The sequence below is a fragment of the Jannaschia faecimaris genome (genome assembly GCF_900107415.1).
Lineage (GTDB): Bacteria > Pseudomonadota > Alphaproteobacteria > Rhodobacterales > Rhodobacteraceae > Jannaschia > Jannaschia faecimaris.
Genome location: NZ_FNPX01000002.1, coordinates 280,394 through 297,567 on the forward strand (window position 1 = coordinate 280,394; position 17,174 = coordinate 297,567).

Genomic DNA, 17,174 nt, shown 5'->3' on the forward strand with positions numbered 1-17,174 from the left:
TATCCTCCCGTGGAACGCGCATTTGGCGCAGTCGAAACGGAAAGGTTCCTGAATGTCCACCGCCTACGGTCCCGCACTCGGTCTCTGCGGCTCGCTCCGCCGCGGCAGCTTCAACCGCAAATTGCTTCTGGAGGCGGGTCGCCTGTTCGGCGGCGTAACGGAAGCGAACCTGCGCCTGCCGCTCTACGATGGCGATCTGGAGGAGGCGGAAGGCGTACCCGCCGAGGTCCAGACCCTGGCCCAGCAGATCAAGGACGCGCCCGCCGTGCTGATCGCCTGCCCGGAGTATAACAAGGCCCCGCCGGGTGTGTTGAAGAACGCGCTCGACTGGATCAGCCGCGTGCCGGGCGGGGTCTGGCAGGGGAAACCCGTCGCGATCATGTCCGCCACCGGGGGCCGCGCCGGGGGCGAACGGACTCAGGCCGCGCTACGCCTGAACATGGTGCCGTTCGGTGCGGACGTTCTGACCGGGCCGGACGTTCTGGTCGGGCAAGCCAGCAACCAGTTCGACGCCGAAGGCCGGTTGACGAACGAGATCAACCTCAAGGCCCTGACCACCCTGATCGAAAAGCTGCGCGTCAAAGCAGGCTCCTGAAGATCAGGACGCCCGCCGCGATCGATGCAAGGCCCAGGGCCCAAGGCCGGATCGCCCGCTTCGCCACGCGGCCGGCCAGCGGGCGCACCGCCCAGAGCGTGACCGGCACGGCCGGGGCGAGCGTGACGGCGAAGACCAGATGACGCAACCCGATGACGCCCGCCAGGAGAAGTGCGGCGATCGAGACCGCCATGCCGAAAGCGAAGAACACGTTTTGCGTGGCCACCGACCGCCGCGTCTCCACGTTGGCATAGACGATGGCCATGGGCGGCGCACCGATCCCAGTTAGCGTGCCCATGACGCCGGCCATTGTTCCCGCCCCGAACAGCGTGGGCGGCGTCACCGGCAAGCGCAGGCCCAATAACGTCAGGCCGACCGCAAGCCAGACCAAGAGGCCGGTTACCAGCGGCAGCGCGGGCGTCCCGACGACGCGTGCGGCGATCCAGGCGGCGATGGCCGCCCCCAAGGCGCGCCCCGTGAACCCCGGCGGCAAATCGCGCAGCACGACAGCGGAGCGATCGGCCATGAAAGACCCCGCACCGACGCAAAGCCCGACCAGTAGGACCGTGCCCGGCAAATAGGACGGGGCCAAAAGCGCCAGCATCGGTGCCGCGACCATGCCGAACCCCTGTCCGGCCAGCCGTTGCACGACCGTGCCGAGGACCACCGCAAGCAGACACGCCGCCCATACGCCCGGCGATGGCAGAAGGTCAGCCACGCTCCGAGACTTCGACCAGGTTGCCGTCTGGGTCACGCAGGTAAAGTGACGTGATCGGCCCGGTTGCGCCACTGCGCGCGACCGGCCCCAACTCGACCGCGATGCCGAGAGCATCCAGATGCGCCAGCCATCGGCCCAGGGGGTCATGGGACAGAAAGCACAGGTCCGCCGTGCCCGGTCCGGGATGCGCTGCCTTCGGCTCCCACTCGGCTCCAGCGCGATGCAGGTTGATCTTCTGCGTCCCGAACGTCAGCGCAATCCGCGTCGATCCGTCGGCGGGCCGGAACTCGGCCTGGGTCATGCCCAGCACGCGGACGTACCACGCCGCCGTCACCTCGGGGTCGGCGACCGTGAGGACGAGGTGGTCCAGCGTCGCGACGCGAACCGACCCACCGTCCATTTTCACGGTCAAACCCCTGCGGCGACGATCGCATCCGCCAGCAGGGGCACCGTCCGCGCGTTCAGCCCGGCGATGTTCATGCGGCTGTCGCCCACCATGTAAATGCCATGCTCCCGACGCATCGTCTCGACCTGCTCAGGCGTTGCCCCCAGCAGAGAAAACATGCCCCGGTGCGCGGCAAGGAAGCCGAAGCGGTCCGACCCCGTCCGCTCGCGCAGGGCGGCGGCAAGGGCTTCGCGCAGGCCGAGCATGCCGGTACGCACGTCCTCCAACTCCGCCGCCCAATCGGAGCGCAGCACATCATCGGTTAGAATCATCTGCACCACGCGTGCGCCATGGTCGGGCGGGAAGCTGAAGTTCAGGCGGTTCAACGTGGACATGGCCCCCTGTGTCACCGACAGCTTGTCCGCTGAAGGCGCAATGGCCATCAGCAGGCCCGTGCGTTCCCGGTAGATGCCGAAGTTCTTGGAACAACTGGCCGCGATCAGCGCCTCGGGCACCTTGGCGATCAGCGCTCGCATGCCCTTGGCATCTGCCTCCAGCCCGTCGCCGAACCCTTGGTAGGCAATATCGACGAAGGGGATCAAGCCCTTCTCGATGATCAGATCGGCGACGTCGTTCCACTGGTCCAATGTCAGGTTCGCGCCCGTTGGATTGTGGCAGCAGCCGTGCAGCATCACCACATCACCTGCGGTCGCGGATGACAGATCCCCCATCATCGCGGCGAAATCGACACCGCCAGTTTGCGCGTCGAAATAGCGATACTCCGAAACCGGGACGCCAAGATATTTGGCAATTGCCGGATGGTTGGGCCAGGTCGGCATCGACAGCCAGAGCCGGGCATCGGGTGCCGCCATGCGCATCAGCTCCAGGCCCTGACGGATGGCCCCGGTGCCGCCCGGCGTCGCCACGCAGGCAAGGCGGTCGGTCGGCCGCACATCGCCCAGAACCAGCTTCGAGAGTACCTCGGCAAAAGCCGGATCGCCTGCAAGGCCGGTGTAGACCTTTGTGTCCTGTATCTCGACCAGTTGGCGCTCGGCGGATTTAACCGCGCGCATCACGGGGGTCAGGCCCGTCGCGTCCTTATAGACGCCCACGCCAAGGTCGATCTTGGTGTCGCGCGGGTCTTCGCGATAGGCTGCCATCAGCGCCAGGATCTTGTCGGGGGCCTGCGGGGTCAGTGCGTTCATCATCGGGATCAGCCTCTTTCGATTTTCAGATCAGGATAGCGCCCCCACTCCGACCAACTGCCGTCGTAAAGGGAATTTTCGTCGTGCCCCAGCCGGGCAAGACCGAGGTTCAGCACGGCCGCCGTCACACCGGACCCGCAGGTTGTGATGACCGGTCTTTCAAGATCGACGCCCGCCGATACGAAAGCCTGAGCAAGGTCCGCCCCGTCCTTCATCGCACCGTCGGCCCGGAACAACGTCTTGATCGGCACGTTCTTCGATCCTGGAATATGGCCCGCCCGCAGGCCGGGCCGGGGTTCCGGGGCGTCGCCCCGAAACCGTGGGGCCGCGCGGGCATCGACGATCTGCGCGCGGCCCAACTTGGCCGCCTGCGCCACTTCGGTTACGTCGCGCATTAACTCGGGGTGGCGCGTCACGGTCATGTGCCGGTCGCGGATCGTTGGCAGGTCGGTGGTCACAAGCCGGCCCTCCGCCCGCCACTTGGCGATGCCGCCGTCCAGAACCGCCGCAGTCTGGCCGAACAGCCGAAACAGCCACCAGACGCGGGCGGCCGAAAACACCCCGCCTTCGTTGCCGTCATAGATCACGATCCGGTGCCCATCGCCCACGCCCATCTTGCGCAGGCGCGACATGAACTTCTCAACTGGCGGGGCCATGTGCGGCAGGGCGCTGCGCGCATCGCTGACGTCGTCCAGGTGCAGAAAGCGCGCGCCGGGGATGTGGGCGGCGGTATATTCCGCCTCGGGGTCGCGGCCCGCATCGGGCAAATACCATGACGCATCGATGACCCGCAGATCCGGCGATGTCAGGCGCTGTGCCAGCCACCGGGTCGACACCAATGTCGCAGGGTCGTCGCGCATTTGTTCAGTCGCGGGGTTTGACATCTAGCGGGCCTCCGGGGGTCGGATCGTTTTATCCCGAGCGGCTTACGCCCGCGGCGGGCCGGGCGCAACGGACCAGCGACGCGCAGGGGCTTGCCTTGCGTGCGCGCGGGCCTTAATGGGCGGGCTTCGACCGGGCGGACACCCTTGGAGGCCGCCCCTTTATCATATGGAGAAACATCATGGCTAAAGAGATTCCGGATCTCGTGGCACATGCACGGACGGGGACAGGCAAGGGGGCCGCTCGTCAAGCTCGTCGGGACGGAATGGTTCCCGGCGTCGTCTATGGTGGCGGCGAAGATCCGTTGCCGATTCAGATCCCCTTCAATGACCTGCTGAAGAAGCTCAAGGCTGGGCGCTTCCGCGCCACCCTCTGGAACCTGAAAGTCGAGGGTCAGGAAGACGTCCGCGTCATCGCCCGCGACGTTCAGCGCGACGTGGTCAAGGACCTGCCGACCCACCTGGACCTGATGCGCCTACGCCGCACGTCCAAGGTGAACCTGTTCATCCCCGTCGTGTTCGAGGGTGTCGAGGGTTGCCCCGGCGACAAGCAGGGTGGCGTTCTGACCATCGTGCGCCCGGAAGTCGAGCTGCGCGTCACTGCCGGGGACATCCCCGAGGCGATCACCGTCGATTGCTCGGGCATGGAAATCGGCGATACGCTGCACATTTCGGATGTGACGCTGCCCAAGGGGTCCGTGGCGACGATCGATCGCGACTTCGTTCTGGGCAACATGCAGGCCCCGTCGGGTCTGGCATCGCAGAAGGACGAGGACGAGGAGGGCGAAGAGGCCCCCGAGACCGAGGTCATCAACGAGAAGTCCGACGACGCCGAAGCGTAAGTCGCACATCTGACCGAAAGATGAACGGGCGCGACGGGAAACCGTCGCGCCCGTTTTGCATGCCGATCCCGGAGGACGGCACAGTTGACGGACAAGTGGTTCCGGCCCCCCCGATGCAAGCCAGCGCGCCGACACGCGGCTTCACCACGACCTTGGGATGCGTTGCCTCGATCCGAAAGAAAGCGAAGCACATCAGGAGCCACGAGGTCGAAGAGTCCGGAATGGCTAGCCCGCCGGTCGTCCGCCCGCCTTGGCATAGACGGCGTCGATCATCGCCTGCGTGCCGCGCGCATCCTCTAGCGACCAGGGAAAGGCCTGCTCCCCACGCACTGCGGCTCCGAAAGCATCGACCTGAAGAACGTACTGGTTTGGCTCGGCCCAGCGTTCGACGCGCGCGGCCTTGGGCCCATGCACTTCGATCCGCGCGATGTCGAAAGTGCCCGCGTTGAACGGGCAGGTCATGCGAATCAAGCCCGTGTCGCCGTGAAAGACGACGAACTGCTCGGGCAGCAGCCTCATCGAATTGACGAAATGCGCAGTGAAGGCGGGAAACCGCGCAGATACGCGTGCCAGCACGTCGCAACCGTCCTCCCAATCGATCTCGACGTGGGTGATTTCCTCCGGCTCCATCCCGGTAACCCATCGGGTTGAACCGTATGAATAGACGCCGATATCCGGCAGCGCGCCACCGCCGGTCGCCGCCGAATTGCGAATGTTCCCCGGATCGTCGGCGTTGTTGTAGGTGAAGACGCCCTCCACGTGCCGAAGCGTCCCCACCGCGCCGTCGGCCAACAGGTCGCGCACCCGCTGCCACTGGGGATGATGCACGATCATGTAAGCTTCGGCACAGATCAGGCCCGTTTCGTCGCGCGCGGCGATCAGGGGCGCAATCTCATCGGCGTGCATCGCGACCGGCTTCTCCACCAGCACGTGTTTGCCCGCGCGCAGCGCCTTGATCGCCCATTCGATGTGCAGCGTATGGGGCAACGGAATATAGACGGCATCCACGTCCGGGTCCGCCAGGAGTGCATCGTAATCGCCATGCACGCGCAAGCCGGGGGCCAGGCCCGCAAAGGATGCGGCCTTGGCTGGCGAGCGGGTACCAAGAGCAACGAATTGATGCCGGTGCGCCAGATGGATCGCAGGGACCATCTTGCGCAGTGCGAAATTCGACGCGCCCAGCACGCCCCAGCGGATTGGTTTGGTCATAGGGACACCTCCGCCGCCAAGGTTTCGCGGCTGCGCGGCAGTGTCCAGTCACTTCAGTTGTAAATCCTTGCTGCCGCGCCGGTTTGGACCCGACCTCGGCGCGGTTCGTGCATCGCGTTGTCCCGCGCAATCAATGCAGAGCTTGACCCCCGGCAGCGCCTCTCGTCGGGCCTCCGGGATCAGTTCCTCGCAATCCGCGCAATGGGTCAGACTTTCCCCTGTCGGAGACTTGCGCGCCTTCAACCGCGCCAATTCGTCATTGATCGAGGCTTCGATCTGCTCCGAAACGGCCCCGTCCTTTGCCCATCCACCTGCCATCTCGCTCTCCGCTTCAACATTGCTGCGTCCAGTCAAATGCAGCAGATTACGACCGCGCCCACAAGCAAGGGGCCGCGCCTGTTCGGACGCGGCCCCGTTCCGGCCTTTCGAACGCTCCGGCAGACCGGAGCCGCGATCGGCGCTGCTTATGCAGGGGCCATGCCTTTCTCGCGAGCCAGTTCGCGGACACGCTTCGACAGCTTTTCGAAAGCGCGCACCTCAATCTGGCGGATTCGCTCGCGGCTGACCTCGTACTTGGTCGACAGATCTTCCAAGGTGACCGTCTCTTCGGACAGACGACGTTGGGTAAGGATATCCTTTTCGCGCTCGTTAAGCACTCCCATTGCCTCGGTCATCATGTCGATGCGCGTATCGAATTCGTCCTTCTCGGCATAATCGCCAGCCTGATCGGCGCTGTCGTCGGCCAGCCAGTCCTGCCATTGGGTCGAGCCTTCGCCGTCCGAGCCGACCTGCACGTTGAGCGAGGCATCGCCCCCCGACATGCGCCGGTTCATCGACGTGACCTCGGCCTCGGTCACGCCCAGATCAGTGGCGATGCGCTGCACGTTCTCAGGGCGCAGATCGCCCTCCTCCAGCGCGCCGATACGGTTCTTCGCTTTGCGAAGGTTAAAGAACAGCTTCTTTTGCGCCGAAGTCGTGCCCAGTTTTACCATCGACCACGACCGCAGGACGTATTCCTGGATCGCGGCACGGATCCACCACATCGCGTAGGTAGCGAGGCGGAAGCCCTTCTCGGGGTCGAACTTCTTGACGGCCTGCATCAACCCGACGTTCGCTTCGGAGATGACTTCGGCCTGCGGCAGACCATAGCCACGATATCCCATCGCGATTTTCGCGGCGAGGCGCAGGTGGGATGTGACCATCTTGTGCGCGGCCTCGGTGTCCCCCTCCTCGACCCAGCGCTTGGCGAGCATGTACTCTTCTTCGGGTTCCAGCATCGGGAACTTGCGAATCTCCTGCAGGTACCGGTTCAAACCGGCTTCGGGATTCGGTGCCGGAAGATTGGCATATGTGGCGGCCATGACGGGCTCCCTGATGTTAATGGGCTTAACACCCCATATCCGTTAGTTGGGGTCTGTTCCGTTGAACTTCAAGATTTGGGGGATCACGGGGACGTGTTTCCCAAGATCCGGCGTCGGGATGTTGGTGTAGCCTATGGCATTGCGCACCACTACGGCTGAAACGGCCCGATCGCCCTGCTTAAATGCACAGAAAACGTCCCAACTGCGGTGAAGGTTCCCTGCCGAGACCGATTACCGCCGCAGGGCAGCAACAAGGTCCTGCATGTCCTGCGGCAGATTGGAAGTGAACCGGATTTCCTCTCCGGTTACGGGGTGCACAAAACCAAGGGTTTCCGCGTGAAGGGCCTGGCGCGGGAAGCCCGCGACTGCCTCCACACCGGGATGATCGCGCGGCAGGCGGCGCGCGCCGCCATAGGTCGGGTCGCCGATCAGCCCGTGCCCGGCATAGGCCATGTGAACCCTGATCTGGTGCGTGCGCCCCGTCTCCAACCAGCATTCGATCAGTGCGGCCGGACCAAAGGCTTCCACGGTGCGCGCCCGCGTCACGGCGTGGCGTCCCCCCTCCCAGCAGACTGCCTGCTTCTGCCGATCGGTCCGGTGCCGCGCCAGCTGCGTCGTGATTTTCAGGATGTCCGCCTGTTCCCAACTGACGCCCCGTGTGCCGCGCAGACGGGGATCGCCGGCATTCGGCACTCCGTGGCAAACGGCGATGTAGCGACGCTCGACCGTGTGTTGCTCGAACTGCGCGGCCAGTCCATGATGGGCCGCGTCCGATTTCGCCACCACCAGAAGGCCGCTTGTTTCCTTGTCGATGCGGTGCACGATGCCGGGCCGCTTCTCGCCGCCGACGCCCGACAGGTTCCCGCCGAAATGGTGCAACAGCGCGTTGACCAGCGTGCCGCCGGGCGATCCGGGAGCGGGGTGGACGACCATGCCGGCGGGCTTGTCGATGACGATCAGGTCGGCGTCCTCGTAGACGATGGTCAAGGATATATCTTCGGGGCGCGTCTCGGGGTCGTCCGCGATGGGCACGGAAACCACGACCTCGGCCCCTTCGCTTACCTTGTCGCGGGCCCCGGCGGCCGCGCCGTCCACGGTGACACGCCCCTCCTCCAGCAGCTTGGACAACCGGGACCGTGACAGATGTGCCTCGGCTGGCACGTCGCGGGCGATTGCCTTATCCAGACGCGATGGCGGGTTTTCCGCGATGACAAAGGCAACGACCTTTGAGGAGTTTGGCGTGTCGGACATGGATGAAAACCCCGGGCTTCCCCCTGACCTGCGCTTTCTTAAGACGCTGGTCACAATCCTGACGGGGGTGATGATTATCGGGCTGATAACCGTCGTTGGCCTGCTTGTCACGCGCCTGCCGGGGGCGGCGGTCACCCTGCCCGATCAGCTGGAAATTCCCGAAGGTGCAAGGGTCGTCGCGGTCACCCAATCCGCGTCCTACTGGCTTGCCACGACCGAGGACGACAGGGTGTTGATCTTCGCCCCAGACGGTACCTTCCGCCGGGACCTCGCGCTGAACTGACGTCAGAGCAGCGGCGCGACCGAAGGGATCAGCGACGCGACCAGCAACGCGGCCATCGTCCAATTGAACGCCCGCAGCCGGATGGGCGATGTCAAAAGCCGCCGCATCTGACGCCCTAGCAAAGTCCAGGAGCTGATGCAGGGAACGTTGATAACACCGAACACGCCCGCCACCGCCACCACCGACCATACGGACCCGTTGCTGTAGAGCGTCACCGCCGTCAGCGCCATCGTCCAGGCCTTCGGATTCACCCACTGGAATGCCGCCGCCTGAAGAAAGGTCATCGGCGTCCCCTCAGGCTCGGTCCGGTCCGGTGGGGCCGCGTTGGCAATCTTCCACGCAAGGTACAGCAGGTAGACCACTGACAGGGCGGCCAGCGCAGGGCGCGCCCACGAGAATGTATCGAACACCTGCGACAGCCCCAGCCCGACCACGACGATCATGACGGTAAACCCCACCGCGATGCCCAACGCATGCGGGATCGAACGCAGCAGACCGAAGTTCGCCCCCGAGGCCATCAACATCAGGTTATTTGGCCCCGGCGTGATCGAGGAGACGAAAGCAAAGCCCGCTAAGGCAAGAAGTATATCAATGCTCATATGACGGATTATCCGCGAAAAACTGCGCCAAGTTCTTGCGAATGAAGCGCCGACCGGACAGTATTCGCAAATTATGATCGGTATAGACAAAATTGACGACAGAATATTGCGCGCCTTGACTCTCGACGGTCGCATCACGAATCAAGCGCTGGCGGAACGAGTAGGTCTGTCGCCATCGGCCACACTGCGCCGGGTGCAGGCAATGGAAGCGATGGGCCTTATCAAAGGCTATCGCGCCGTGATCGATCGGGAAAAATCCGGTATCGGCTTTACCGCCTTCATTGCCGTGGGCCTTAACGATCACACGAAGGCAGGTCAGGAAGCCTTCGAGAAGGCGGTCGGTCGCGCCCCTGAAGTCCGCGAGTGCCACAACATCACCGGCAACGTTGAATACCTGCTAAGGATCGAGGCGCGCGACCTGATCGCCTACAAGCATTTCCATACCGAAGTGCTTGGTGTGTTGCCGCAAGTCGCCCGGCTGACGACCTACGTGGTAATGGGCTCGCCAAAAGACGAACGGGCCTGACTTCGGCCGGACCGCTACCGCGAAGCCATTTCAGAGTCGCAGGTTACGGGCGTCTGGCCGAAACCGGAACGTGGATTGGTCGCCGGTTCGAAACGACGCGGCACGGATCTGTCCCGGTTCACACGATCGACTCGCAGAGGCCGTTAAAGGCAGAGTCCTTGGCTTCTGCTGACAGCGGGGCTTCGCGTCCCATTGCTATCAACCCGGTGCCGCCGCCGACCCCGCAAGAATGCCGCCGTCGATCGTCAGTTCTGCCCCGGTCATATAAGCCGCTTCGTCCGACGCGAGCATAACCGCCAGCGCTGCAACCTCTTCCGGCTGGCCGAACCGCCTGAGCGGCGTGTCCGCGACGAAGGCCGCTTCCCGCTCGGCCCGATCCGGTCCACCCCCCAGCATCGGCCCCCACATCGGCGTCATCACCGCCGCCGGATGGATCGAGTTGCAACGGATCGCCAACCCCTGCCCCGCGCAATAGAGCGCGACGGTCTTCGAGTGGTTACGGATGGCTGCCTTGGACGAAGCATAGGCAGCAGCCATCGGGATCCCGACCATGCCCGAGCGGGAGGAGATATTGATAATCGACCCCGCGCCCTTGGCCCGCATCGCACGGATTGCATAGCGACAGCCCAGAAACGTGCCGTCCAAGTTCACCGCGTGCACGGCGTGCCACGCCGAAAGGCCACAGTTTTCCGGATCGTGCGCGGGCGGCGCGCCCGGCCCCTCGAACCCGGTGATTCCGGCGTTGTTTACCATGACATCCAGCTGCGGAATATTGCGGGCCAAAGCCTTCCAGTCTTCCTCGGAACTGACGTCCAGCCGATGGAAATCACCGCCGACCTCTTCGGCGACCGCGCGGCCGCCCTCCTCGTCGATATCAGTAACGATGACCTGCGCGCCTTCGTGGACAAAGGCCTGCACGATTGCGGCACCGATGCCGCGGGCCGCCCCGGTCACGAGGCATGTTTTTCCAACCAGTCTTGGCATGTAATGTCCTGTCGATAAGAAATGGGTGCGCGGAAACCGGATCACCATCCTTTTGTCCCGCGTGACGTTTTACCGGTCTATCGGTCGCGTCTATCCATCGATCTTATCCTTCGCCTAATCTCTCGAAGTTACCCTAGGAATACGGGTGAAACAACCAAGCCATCGGAATTCCTGAACACAGAATTGTCACGGGGTTGCAATCAAACCGTCACAGGATGGGCCTAGGCCAAGCATGACTGACGGGACATGTTCTCGTGATTCAACAGAAGACCCGCTGGCTTCCCCGCAGCAGGTCTTCGTGGCCGGCACGCCCCCGCTCCCGGCCCACTGCGAAGGGGTGCCCCGTTTTCGGGCACCCCTTCTGCACCCGACCAGATCACATTTCGCCCGGCCCCTTCATATGTGCAACGATGCCGTGACGGTGGCAGTTCAGCGTGTGGTCGTTTACCATCCCGACGGCCTGCATAAAGGCATAGACAATTGTGGGGCCGCAGAACTTGAAGCCTGCCTTCTTCAGGTCCTTCGATATCCGCCGGGACAAAGCGGTCTCGGTCGGCACATCGACCAGGGACGCCCAAGCATTTCGGATCGGCACACCGTCGACATAGTCCCAAAGAAAACGGTCGAAACCCTGCGCGTCCTGCAATGTCAGATAGGCCTGGGCATTGCCGATGGTCGCTTCGATCTTGCCGCGGTGACGGATTATCCCGGCGTCCTCCAGCAGACGGCTCACCTCTTCCTCGCCCCAGGTCGCAATTATTTCGGGATTGAAATCGGCGAACGCGCTGCGGAAGTTCTCGCGTTTCCGGAGGATCGTGATCCAACTCAGACCGGCCTGAAATCCGTCCAGAATCAGCTTTTCCCACAATGCCCGCGCATCGTGCTCAGGCACGCCCCATTCAGTGTCGTGATAACCTTCATACACAACGTCCGCACCGACCCAGCCGCACCGATCCATCTAATACCCCGAAATAGCCACCCACCCGACCGCCGAGCGGGCATGTTCCTTTGAGAAGACCATATCTCGACCTCCTCTCAAAGTCGCCAACCACAGTCATGTGAATTTGAACGATTTTGGCACCTGATAAACTGGTAAGCGCCTGGAAAACGACCCGGATACGCCGCCGATTAACGAAGCATTCAACCTGATATGCGATGCCTCAAGGACCTGCGAAGGGAACGCCATGTCAGACCAAACCATCATCGCCTCAACTGACGACGATCTGATCGCCGCCGCCGCCGCTGAACGCGACCGGACCGTTCTGGACATGGTGCGCGAGGCGCTGGAGCTGGACCGGGTCATGCTGGCCTATCAACCCGTTGTCGGGTCCGTCACCGGGCAAGTCGCCTTCCACGAGGGGTTGATTCGCCTCCGCGACGCGACCGGGCGCATCATCCCGGCGGGCCAGTTCATCGAAGCGGTCGAGACCAACGAACTGGGTCGGGAAATCGACTGCGCGGCCCTGCGCCTCGGGCTGGCCGCGCTTGCCGGCAAGCCCGACCTTCGCCTTTCCATCAACATGTCCGCCCGCTCGATCGGCTATGCGCGCTGGACCCAAACGCTGACACACGGGCTGGCTCATGCTCCTTCCGTCGGGGAACGGCTGATCCTGGAGATCACCGAGCGCTCGGCCATGCAGATCCCCGAACTGGTGAAAGCATTCATGGCCGACTTACAGGACCAAGGCATCACCTTCGCGCTTGACGATTTCGGTGCGGGCCAGACCAGTTTCCGTCACCTGAAGGAATTCTACTTCGACATCCTGAAGATCGACGGCAATTTTGTGCGCAATTGCGACACCGACCCCGACAACCAATGCATCGTGAACGCCCTAATCACGGTAGGGCAGCAGTTCGACATGTTCATCGTCGCCGAAGCCGTCGAAACAGCGGCCGAGGCGCAATTCCTCGTCGCGGCAGGGGCCGATTGCCTGCAGGGGTACTACTACGGGGCCCCCCAAGTGAACCCGGCGTGGCTGAAAGGCAGGTCAACAGGCATGCAGGAGGCGGGCTGAGGCCATTACCGAATTTCTTGCGCACCTTGTCTTGGTCATGTCGATTGCGGCAACATCGTTTGATCCTTCTGGCCCTGCACGATAGGGCAAGGGGGAAAAATCGCGGCGGGGCACTTCGTCGGAACACGCCGTTCCGCCTCCGTCGCGCAAAAAAGGAAGTTTGCCATGACCAATGTCGTGATCGCCTCTGCCGCCCGAACTCCCGTCGGATCGTTCCTCGGCAGCTTCGCCAATACCCCAGCCCATGAATTGGGTGCCGCCGTGATCGAAAATGTCGTTGCCCGCGCAGGGGTCGACAAGTCCGAGGTATCCGAGACCATTCTGGGCCAGGTGCTGACCGCCGGACAGGGCCAAAACCCCGCACGCCAGGCGCATATCAACGCCGGGTTGCCGCAGGAAAGTGCCGCTTGGGGCATCAACCAGGTTTGCGGTTCGGGCCTGCGTGCCGTGGCGCTTGGCGCGCAACACATCATGCTGGGCGACAGCCACATCGTTGTCGCAGGCGGCCAGGAATCGATGTCCATGTCCATGCACGCCCAGGCAATCCGTCAGGGTCAGAAGATGGGCGACATGAAGCTGGTCGACACGATGATCAAGGACGGCCTGTGGGACGCGTTCAACAACTACCACATGGGTCAGACTGCCGAGAACGTAGCCCAGAAATGGCAAATCAGCCGCGACATGCAGGACGAATTCGCCGTTGCCAGCCAGAACAAGGCCGAAGCCGCGCAGAAGGCCGGCAAGTTTGCCGATGAAATCGCGGCCTTCACCGTGAAAGGGCGTAAAGGCGACACCGTCGTCGATCAGGACGAATACATCCGCCACGGTGCCACGATGGAAGCAATGGCCAAACTGCGCCCGGCGTTCACCAAGGACGGCTCGGTCACGGCGGCAAACGCATCCGGCCTGAACGACGGCGCGGCGGCGACGCTACTGATGTCGGCCGAGGAGGCCGAAAAGCGCGGGATCGAGCCATTGGCCCGCATCGTCAGCTACGCCACCGCCGGCCTGGACCCGTCGATCATGGGCGTCGGCCCGATCTATGCCTCGCGCAAGGCGCTGGAAAAGGCGGGCTGGTCCGTCGGCGATCTGGATCTGGTCGAGGCTAACGAGGCCTTCGCCGCGCAGGCTTGCGCCGTGAACAAGGACATGGGCTGGGATCCGTCAATCGTGAATGTCAACGGCGGGGCCATCGCCATCGGGCACCCCATCGGGGCCTCGGGCTGCCGGGTGCTGAACACGCTGCTGTTCGAAATGAAGCGGCGCGGTGCCAAGAAGGGCCTAGCCACGCTGTGCATCGGCGGTGGCATGGGTGTCGCACTCTGCGTTGAGCGCCCCTGAGGCCTTAAGGTCAGGACCGGGCTCCAGCCCGGTCCGATCCATGTCCGATTCGTCCCCTGCCCCTTTTGATCAGCTGGTTTTCCGCGGAGGTGGCCTGCGCTGCTTCTGGCACGGCGGCTTCTTGGAGACGCTGACCGACGGACGCCCCCTGACCCCACGCCGCGTCACCGGAAGTTCGGGCGGAGCGCTATCGGCAGCCGCGTGGGTACTGGGCATTGAGACTGAACTCCGGGATCGCTTCGCCGCCGCGATGCGCGAGATCAAGAGTAACGTCACAGTGAACGATCTGGACGACGAAGATGGCCGATCGGTGCATCAGCGGGTCTACGACGGGATGATCCGGGGGATGATCGACAGCGTCGCGCAAGTGCGCATCGCTGCGGGCCTGGCCTTCCAGATCAGCGTCTCGACACCCGGCCAAAGCTTGGCACCATCGCTTATAACGAAGCCTTTGCCCGTGCCCAGAAGGAGCGTGCCGAAGCCTTCCGCGAATTCCTTGCATCCTTTCGCCGGCCACTGGCATGGAACAGCGACTGATCGATGCGCGACAGGCGGCGCGCGAGGGCCTTTGGCCCGATCTGATCCGGATGGCCGCCACCGTTCCCCCGCGTTTCGCCCGGACGAATGGAACGGGAAAATGGTTTTCGACGGCGGGATGGTCGACAAGGCCCCCATGCCCGAGCCCGGCGAGGGTCGGACGCTCGTCTTGCCGACCAAGCGGTTCCAAGCCCTGCCAGAGGATGAAGACGGGCGCATCACATTCGTCCAGCCCGAAAGTGACATCCTGCCGGGCCGAAAACTGGACTTCACCGACCCCGATCTGGTGTCCGAGGCCTGGAATCAGGGCCGCGACGATGGACGGCGGTGACGAAGCAAAATAACGTGAACGTCATAGAGGAGGAAATAACATGACTCGCACAGCAATCGTGACAGGCGGCTCCCGCGGCATCGGTGCCGCAATTGCCAAAGCCCTTCAGGCACAGGGCTGCCAGGTCGCCGCGACCTATGCCGGCAACGACGAGAAGGCCGCCGCCTTCACCAAGGAGACGGGAATCAAGACCTACAAGTGGGATGTTGCCGATTACGAAGCCTGCAAGGCAGGTGTCGCTCAGGTCGAGGCTGATCTCGGTGCCGTCGATATCTTGGTGAACAACGCGGGCATCACCCGTGATGCGCCCTTTCACAAGATGACGCCGCAGCAGTGGCACGAGTGCATCGACACCAACCTGAACGGCGTTTTCAACATGACGCATAACGTCTGGGGCGGCATGCGCGAACGCAAGTTCGGACGCATCGTCACGATCTCGTCGATCAACGGTCAGAAGGGACAGTTTGCACAGGCGAACTATGCGGCGACCAAGGCCGGTGACATTGGGTTTACCAAGGCCCTGGCGCAGGAAGGTGCCCGCGCGGGTATTACCGTCAACGTCGTGGCACCCGGCTACATCAACACCGAAATGATGAGCACCATCCCCGAGAAGGTCATGAACGAGGTGATTCTACCGCAGATTCCGGTGGGTCGCCTGGGCGAGGCCGACGAAATTGCACGGGCCGTGGCCTTTCTGGCGGCGGACGACGCCGGTTTCATTACCGGGTCGACGATCTCGGCCAATGGCGGCCAGTACATGACCTGATCAAACGTCAGGTCCGGAATGCGAACGGGGCACCAATCGGGGCCCCGTTTTCGTTTTTCCAAGTCGCTCTGGATTCAGGCGTTCGCGTTGCCAGACACCTTCGACAGTCGAGGCAGGCGAAAGAATGCAAGGAATTCGCGGAAGGCTTCGGCACGCTCCTTGTGGGCACGGGCAAAGGCTTCGTTATAGGTGATGGAGGCATGCGTCTCGAACATGGCGGGTATTCCTTCGGGTCAACTGTGTTGCTGTTGATAGCTAAATGAAGACCTTCAATGCACTTAACAAACGAGACTTTTCAAAGATTCAGTAAAGATATACTTATGCGTTATGTCTGGCCGCCTGCCCCCACTGACCGCCCTGCGCGCCTTTGAAGCCGCTGCTCGCCATCTGTCTTTTCAAGCTGCTGCGGAGGAATTGAACGTAACCCCGGCCGCGCTGTCGTTCCAGATCAAGAGCCTTGAGGAGCACCTGGGGGCCCCCCTGTTCCGCCGCCTGAACCGCCGGGTCGAACTGACCGAAGCCGGAAATGTCCTGTCGCCACAGGCCTCCGAAGGGTTCCAGCTTCTGACCGCCGGTTGGCGCGCGGCCAAGCGGGTCCTTGATTCGGGTATCCTGACAATCACCGCAGGCCCGGCTTTCACCGCGAAATGGCTGGCTCCGCGCCTGTTCGACTTCGTGGGGAACCACCCGGAGATCGAACTGCGGTTTGCAGCGACACTTCGGATGCTGAACTTCACCACCGACAATGTTGATATTGCCATACGCTTTGGGCCAAGCGATCAGCCCGACGAGCCCGGCCTTCACCGCGCCCTTACAATTGAGGAGTGGGTGACACCGATGATGCACCCCGACCTCGTCTCAAAATATCCGACGGTGGAAAGCCTTTTGGGGGCAACGATCATCTTCGACGACTCGATGAAGTTCCTGAAGAATTCTGTCAGCTGGGCAGACTGGTTCGGGGCCCACGATCTGCAAGCCCGCGAACTGCACGGCACCCACTTCAGCCAGGCCGACCACGCCATCGATGCCGCACAATCGGGCGCGGGGGTCGTGCTGGGCCGCATCAGCCTGGGCGAAACGGCGCTGCGTCAAGGCAACCTGGTGGCACCGTTTGATACGGCGCTGGTGCCGCGCGCCAACTTCCGCGTGCTTTGCCCCGAGGGTGCAGAAACGCGACCGGGCACGCGCGCGTTCCTGGATTGGCTGGCGTTGGAAGCAGGCCGCATGGAAGGTCAACTTGAGGGACGGCGGATGGTTATGCCCGGCGCGTGACCGAAGGTCAGTGTATCACCTTGGTCGGCATGATTGCTGCAGAACGGTTTGGGAACAGGAAGACCATCAGCAT

Annotated in this window: 21 protein-coding genes; 9 read left to right on the forward strand and 12 right to left on the reverse strand. The window is 63.2% G+C overall.

Annotated features, from left to right (window positions below):
- Positions 1-52: 52 nt before the first annotated feature.
- The gene (locus BLV27_RS04200; protein WP_092642844.1) at positions 53-595 is read left to right on the forward strand and encodes an NADPH-dependent FMN reductase; all 543 of its coding nucleotides are present in this window, start codon (positions 53-55) and stop codon (positions 593-595) included.
- Here the strand turns inward: BLV27_RS04200 and BLV27_RS04205 are convergent.
- The 4 genes from BLV27_RS04205 to sseA are packed head-to-tail and all read right to left on the reverse strand — an operon-like array spanning position 579 to position 3,787.
- Positions 579-1,313, reverse strand: a complete 735-nt coding sequence (locus BLV27_RS04205; protein WP_092642847.1) for a TSUP family transporter — start codon at positions 1,311-1,313, stop codon at positions 579-581. The genes BLV27_RS04200 and BLV27_RS04205 overlap by 17 nt on opposite strands.
- Positions 1,306-1,713, reverse strand: a complete 408-nt coding sequence (locus tag BLV27_RS04210) for a VOC family protein (RefSeq protein ID WP_092643024.1) — start codon at positions 1,711-1,713, stop codon at positions 1,306-1,308. The genes BLV27_RS04205 and BLV27_RS04210 overlap by 8 nt, the downstream gene beginning before the upstream one ends.
- An 8-nt stretch (positions 1,714-1,721) precedes the next feature.
- Entirely contained in the window at positions 1,722-2,906 is a 1,185-nt protein-coding gene (locus tag BLV27_RS04215; RefSeq protein ID WP_092642850.1) for an amino acid aminotransferase, read from the reverse strand.
- A gap of 5 nt (positions 2,907-2,911) precedes the next feature.
- Positions 2,912-3,787 carry a 3-mercaptopyruvate sulfurtransferase gene (sseA, locus tag BLV27_RS04220; RefSeq protein ID WP_425283636.1) on the reverse strand — a complete coding sequence of 292 codons (876 nt, stop codon included), beginning with the start codon at positions 3,785-3,787 and terminating at the stop codon, positions 2,912-2,914.
- Positions 3,788-3,966: 179 nt separating this feature from the next.
- Here sseA and BLV27_RS04225 point away from each other — a divergent pair, with 179 nt between their 5' ends.
- Positions 3,967-4,626, forward strand: a complete 660-nt coding sequence (locus BLV27_RS04225) for a 50S ribosomal protein L25/general stress protein Ctc (RefSeq protein WP_092642853.1) — start codon at positions 3,967-3,969, stop codon at positions 4,624-4,626.
- 225 nt (positions 4,627-4,851) lie between these two features.
- Here the strand turns inward: BLV27_RS04225 and BLV27_RS04230 are convergent, their stop codons facing one another.
- The 4 genes from BLV27_RS04230 to BLV27_RS04245 all read right to left on the reverse strand — a co-directional run bounded on the left by BLV27_RS04230 (position 4,852) and on the right by BLV27_RS04245 (position 8,447).
- Entirely contained in the window at positions 4,852-5,835 is a 984-nt protein-coding gene (locus tag BLV27_RS04230; protein ID WP_092642856.1) for a Gfo/Idh/MocA family protein, read from the reverse strand.
- 48 nt (positions 5,836-5,883) lie between these two features.
- Entirely contained in the window at positions 5,884-6,153 is a 270-nt protein-coding gene (locus tag BLV27_RS04235; protein WP_092642860.1) for a DksA/TraR family C4-type zinc finger protein, read from the reverse strand.
- Positions 6,154-6,299: 146 nt separating this feature from the next.
- Complete coding sequence (gene rpoH / locus BLV27_RS04240) at positions 6,300-7,196, reverse strand: RNA polymerase sigma factor RpoH (RefSeq protein ID WP_092642864.1); 897 nt, start codon at positions 7,194-7,196, stop codon at positions 6,300-6,302.
- Between the two features lie 231 nt (positions 7,197-7,427).
- Complete coding sequence (locus BLV27_RS04245) at positions 7,428-8,447, reverse strand: RluA family pseudouridine synthase (RefSeq protein ID WP_092642867.1); 1,020 nt, start codon at positions 8,445-8,447, stop codon at positions 7,428-7,430.
- Here BLV27_RS04245 and BLV27_RS04250 point away from each other — a divergent pair.
- Positions 8,446-8,730 carry a DUF6476 family protein gene (locus BLV27_RS04250; RefSeq protein ID WP_092642870.1) on the forward strand — a complete coding sequence of 95 codons (285 nt, stop codon included), beginning with the start codon at positions 8,446-8,448 and terminating at the stop codon, positions 8,728-8,730. The two genes, BLV27_RS04245 and BLV27_RS04250, sit on opposite strands and share 2 nt — an antisense overlap.
- A 2-nt stretch (positions 8,731-8,732) precedes the next feature.
- On the opposite strand, the gene BLV27_RS04255 is transcribed toward BLV27_RS04250, so the two are convergent.
- Positions 8,733-9,329 carry a LysE family translocator gene (locus tag BLV27_RS04255; RefSeq protein WP_092642873.1) on the reverse strand — a complete coding sequence of 199 codons (597 nt, stop codon included), beginning with the start codon at positions 9,327-9,329 and terminating at the stop codon, positions 8,733-8,735.
- Between the two features lie 73 nt (positions 9,330-9,402).
- Between BLV27_RS04255 and BLV27_RS04260 the strand changes: the two genes are divergently transcribed.
- Positions 9,403-9,855, forward strand: a complete 453-nt coding sequence (locus tag BLV27_RS04260; protein ID WP_092642876.1) for an Lrp/AsnC family transcriptional regulator — start codon at positions 9,403-9,405, stop codon at positions 9,853-9,855.
- 198 nt (positions 9,856-10,053) lie between these two features.
- Here the strand turns inward: BLV27_RS04260 and BLV27_RS04265 are convergent, their stop codons facing one another.
- Together BLV27_RS04265 and BLV27_RS04270 are read right to left on the reverse strand one after the other, a co-directional pair.
- Positions 10,054-10,839, reverse strand: a complete 786-nt coding sequence (locus tag BLV27_RS04265) for an SDR family oxidoreductase (RefSeq protein WP_092642879.1) — start codon at positions 10,837-10,839, stop codon at positions 10,054-10,056.
- Positions 10,840-11,215: 376 nt separating this feature from the next.
- Entirely contained in the window at positions 11,216-11,797 is a 582-nt protein-coding gene (locus tag BLV27_RS04270) for a DNA-3-methyladenine glycosylase I (RefSeq protein WP_092642882.1), read from the reverse strand.
- Positions 11,798-12,023: 226 nt separating this feature from the next.
- Between BLV27_RS04270 and BLV27_RS04275 the strand changes: the two genes are divergently transcribed.
- From BLV27_RS04275 to phbB, 4 genes are all read left to right on the forward strand, one after another.
- Complete coding sequence (locus tag BLV27_RS04275) at positions 12,024-12,854, forward strand: EAL domain-containing protein (RefSeq protein ID WP_092642885.1); 831 nt, start codon at positions 12,024-12,026, stop codon at positions 12,852-12,854.
- Positions 12,855-13,019: 165 nt separating this feature from the next.
- Positions 13,020-14,195 (forward strand): acetyl-CoA C-acetyltransferase, encoded by a 1,176-nt coding sequence (locus BLV27_RS04280; protein ID WP_092642888.1) that lies wholly within the window; start codon positions 13,020-13,022, stop codon positions 14,193-14,195.
- A gap of 40 nt (positions 14,196-14,235) precedes the next feature.
- Positions 14,236-15,063, forward strand: a complete 828-nt coding sequence (locus tag BLV27_RS04285) for a patatin-like phospholipase family protein (protein WP_092642891.1) — start codon at positions 14,236-14,238, stop codon at positions 15,061-15,063.
- A 40-nt stretch (positions 15,064-15,103) separates the two neighbouring features.
- A complete protein-coding gene (gene phbB, locus BLV27_RS04290) occupies positions 15,104-15,829 on the forward strand; it encodes an acetoacetyl-CoA reductase (RefSeq protein WP_092642894.1) in 726 nt (241 codons plus the stop codon).
- Between the two features lie 74 nt (positions 15,830-15,903).
- Here the strand turns inward: phbB and BLV27_RS19280 are convergent, their stop codons facing one another.
- Positions 15,904-16,044, reverse strand: a complete 141-nt coding sequence (locus BLV27_RS19280; protein ID WP_170831346.1) for a hypothetical protein — start codon at positions 16,042-16,044, stop codon at positions 15,904-15,906.
- Positions 16,045-16,156: 112 nt separating this feature from the next.
- Between BLV27_RS19280 and gcvA the strand changes: the two genes are divergently transcribed.
- Entirely contained in the window at positions 16,157-17,101 is a 945-nt protein-coding gene (gene gcvA, locus BLV27_RS04295; protein ID WP_092642897.1) for a transcriptional regulator GcvA, read from the forward strand.
- Positions 17,102-17,174 lie beyond the last annotated feature (73 nt).

Coding starts and splice junctions, on each gene's coding strand:
- BLV27_RS04235 (WP_092642860.1), bottom strand. CDS start 6,153: ATGGCAGGTGGATGGGCAAAGGACGGGGCCGTTTCGGAGCAGATCGAA.
- gcvA (WP_092642897.1), top strand. CDS start 16,157: ATGTCTGGCCGCCTGCCCCCACTGACCGCCCTGCGCGCCTTTGAAGCC.
- BLV27_RS04255 (WP_092642873.1), bottom strand. CDS start 9,329: ATGAGCATTGATATACTTCTTGCCTTAGCGGGCTTTGCTTTCGTCTCC.
- BLV27_RS04280 (WP_092642888.1), top strand. CDS start 13,020: ATGACCAATGTCGTGATCGCCTCTGCCGCCCGAACTCCCGTCGGATCG.
- BLV27_RS04265 (WP_092642879.1), bottom strand. CDS start 10,839: ATGCCAAGACTGGTTGGAAAAACATGCCTCGTGACCGGGGCGGCCCGC.
- BLV27_RS04260 (WP_092642876.1), top strand. CDS start 9,403: ATGATCGGTATAGACAAAATTGACGACAGAATATTGCGCGCCTTGACT.
- BLV27_RS04230 (WP_092642856.1), bottom strand. CDS start 5,835: ATGACCAAACCAATCCGCTGGGGCGTGCTGGGCGCGTCGAATTTCGCA.
- BLV27_RS19280 (WP_170831346.1), bottom strand. CDS start 16,044: ATGTTCGAGACGCATGCCTCCATCACCTATAACGAAGCCTTTGCCCGT.
- BLV27_RS04270 (WP_092642882.1), bottom strand. CDS start 11,797: ATGGATCGGTGCGGCTGGGTCGGTGCGGACGTTGTGTATGAAGGTTAT.
- sseA (WP_425283636.1), bottom strand. CDS start 3,787: ATGTCAAACCCCGCGACTGAACAAATGCGCGACGACCCTGCGACATTG.
- phbB (WP_092642894.1), top strand. CDS start 15,104: ATGACTCGCACAGCAATCGTGACAGGCGGCTCCCGCGGCATCGGTGCC.
- BLV27_RS04210 (WP_092643024.1), bottom strand. CDS start 1,713: ATGGACGGTGGGTCGGTTCGCGTCGCGACGCTGGACCACCTCGTCCTC.
- BLV27_RS04275 (WP_092642885.1), top strand. CDS start 12,024: ATGTCAGACCAAACCATCATCGCCTCAACTGACGACGATCTGATCGCC.
- BLV27_RS04215 (WP_092642850.1), bottom strand. CDS start 2,906: ATGATGAACGCACTGACCCCGCAGGCCCCCGACAAGATCCTGGCGCTG.
- BLV27_RS04225 (WP_092642853.1), top strand. CDS start 3,967: ATGGCTAAAGAGATTCCGGATCTCGTGGCACATGCACGGACGGGGACA.
- BLV27_RS04245 (WP_092642867.1), bottom strand. CDS start 8,447: ATGTCCGACACGCCAAACTCCTCAAAGGTCGTTGCCTTTGTCATCGCG.
- BLV27_RS04200 (WP_092642844.1), top strand. CDS start 53: ATGTCCACCGCCTACGGTCCCGCACTCGGTCTCTGCGGCTCGCTCCGC.
- BLV27_RS04250 (WP_092642870.1), top strand. CDS start 8,446: ATGGATGAAAACCCCGGGCTTCCCCCTGACCTGCGCTTTCTTAAGACG.
- BLV27_RS04285 (WP_092642891.1), top strand. CDS start 14,236: ATGTCCGATTCGTCCCCTGCCCCTTTTGATCAGCTGGTTTTCCGCGGA.
- rpoH (WP_092642864.1), bottom strand. CDS start 7,196: ATGGCCGCCACATATGCCAATCTTCCGGCACCGAATCCCGAAGCCGGT.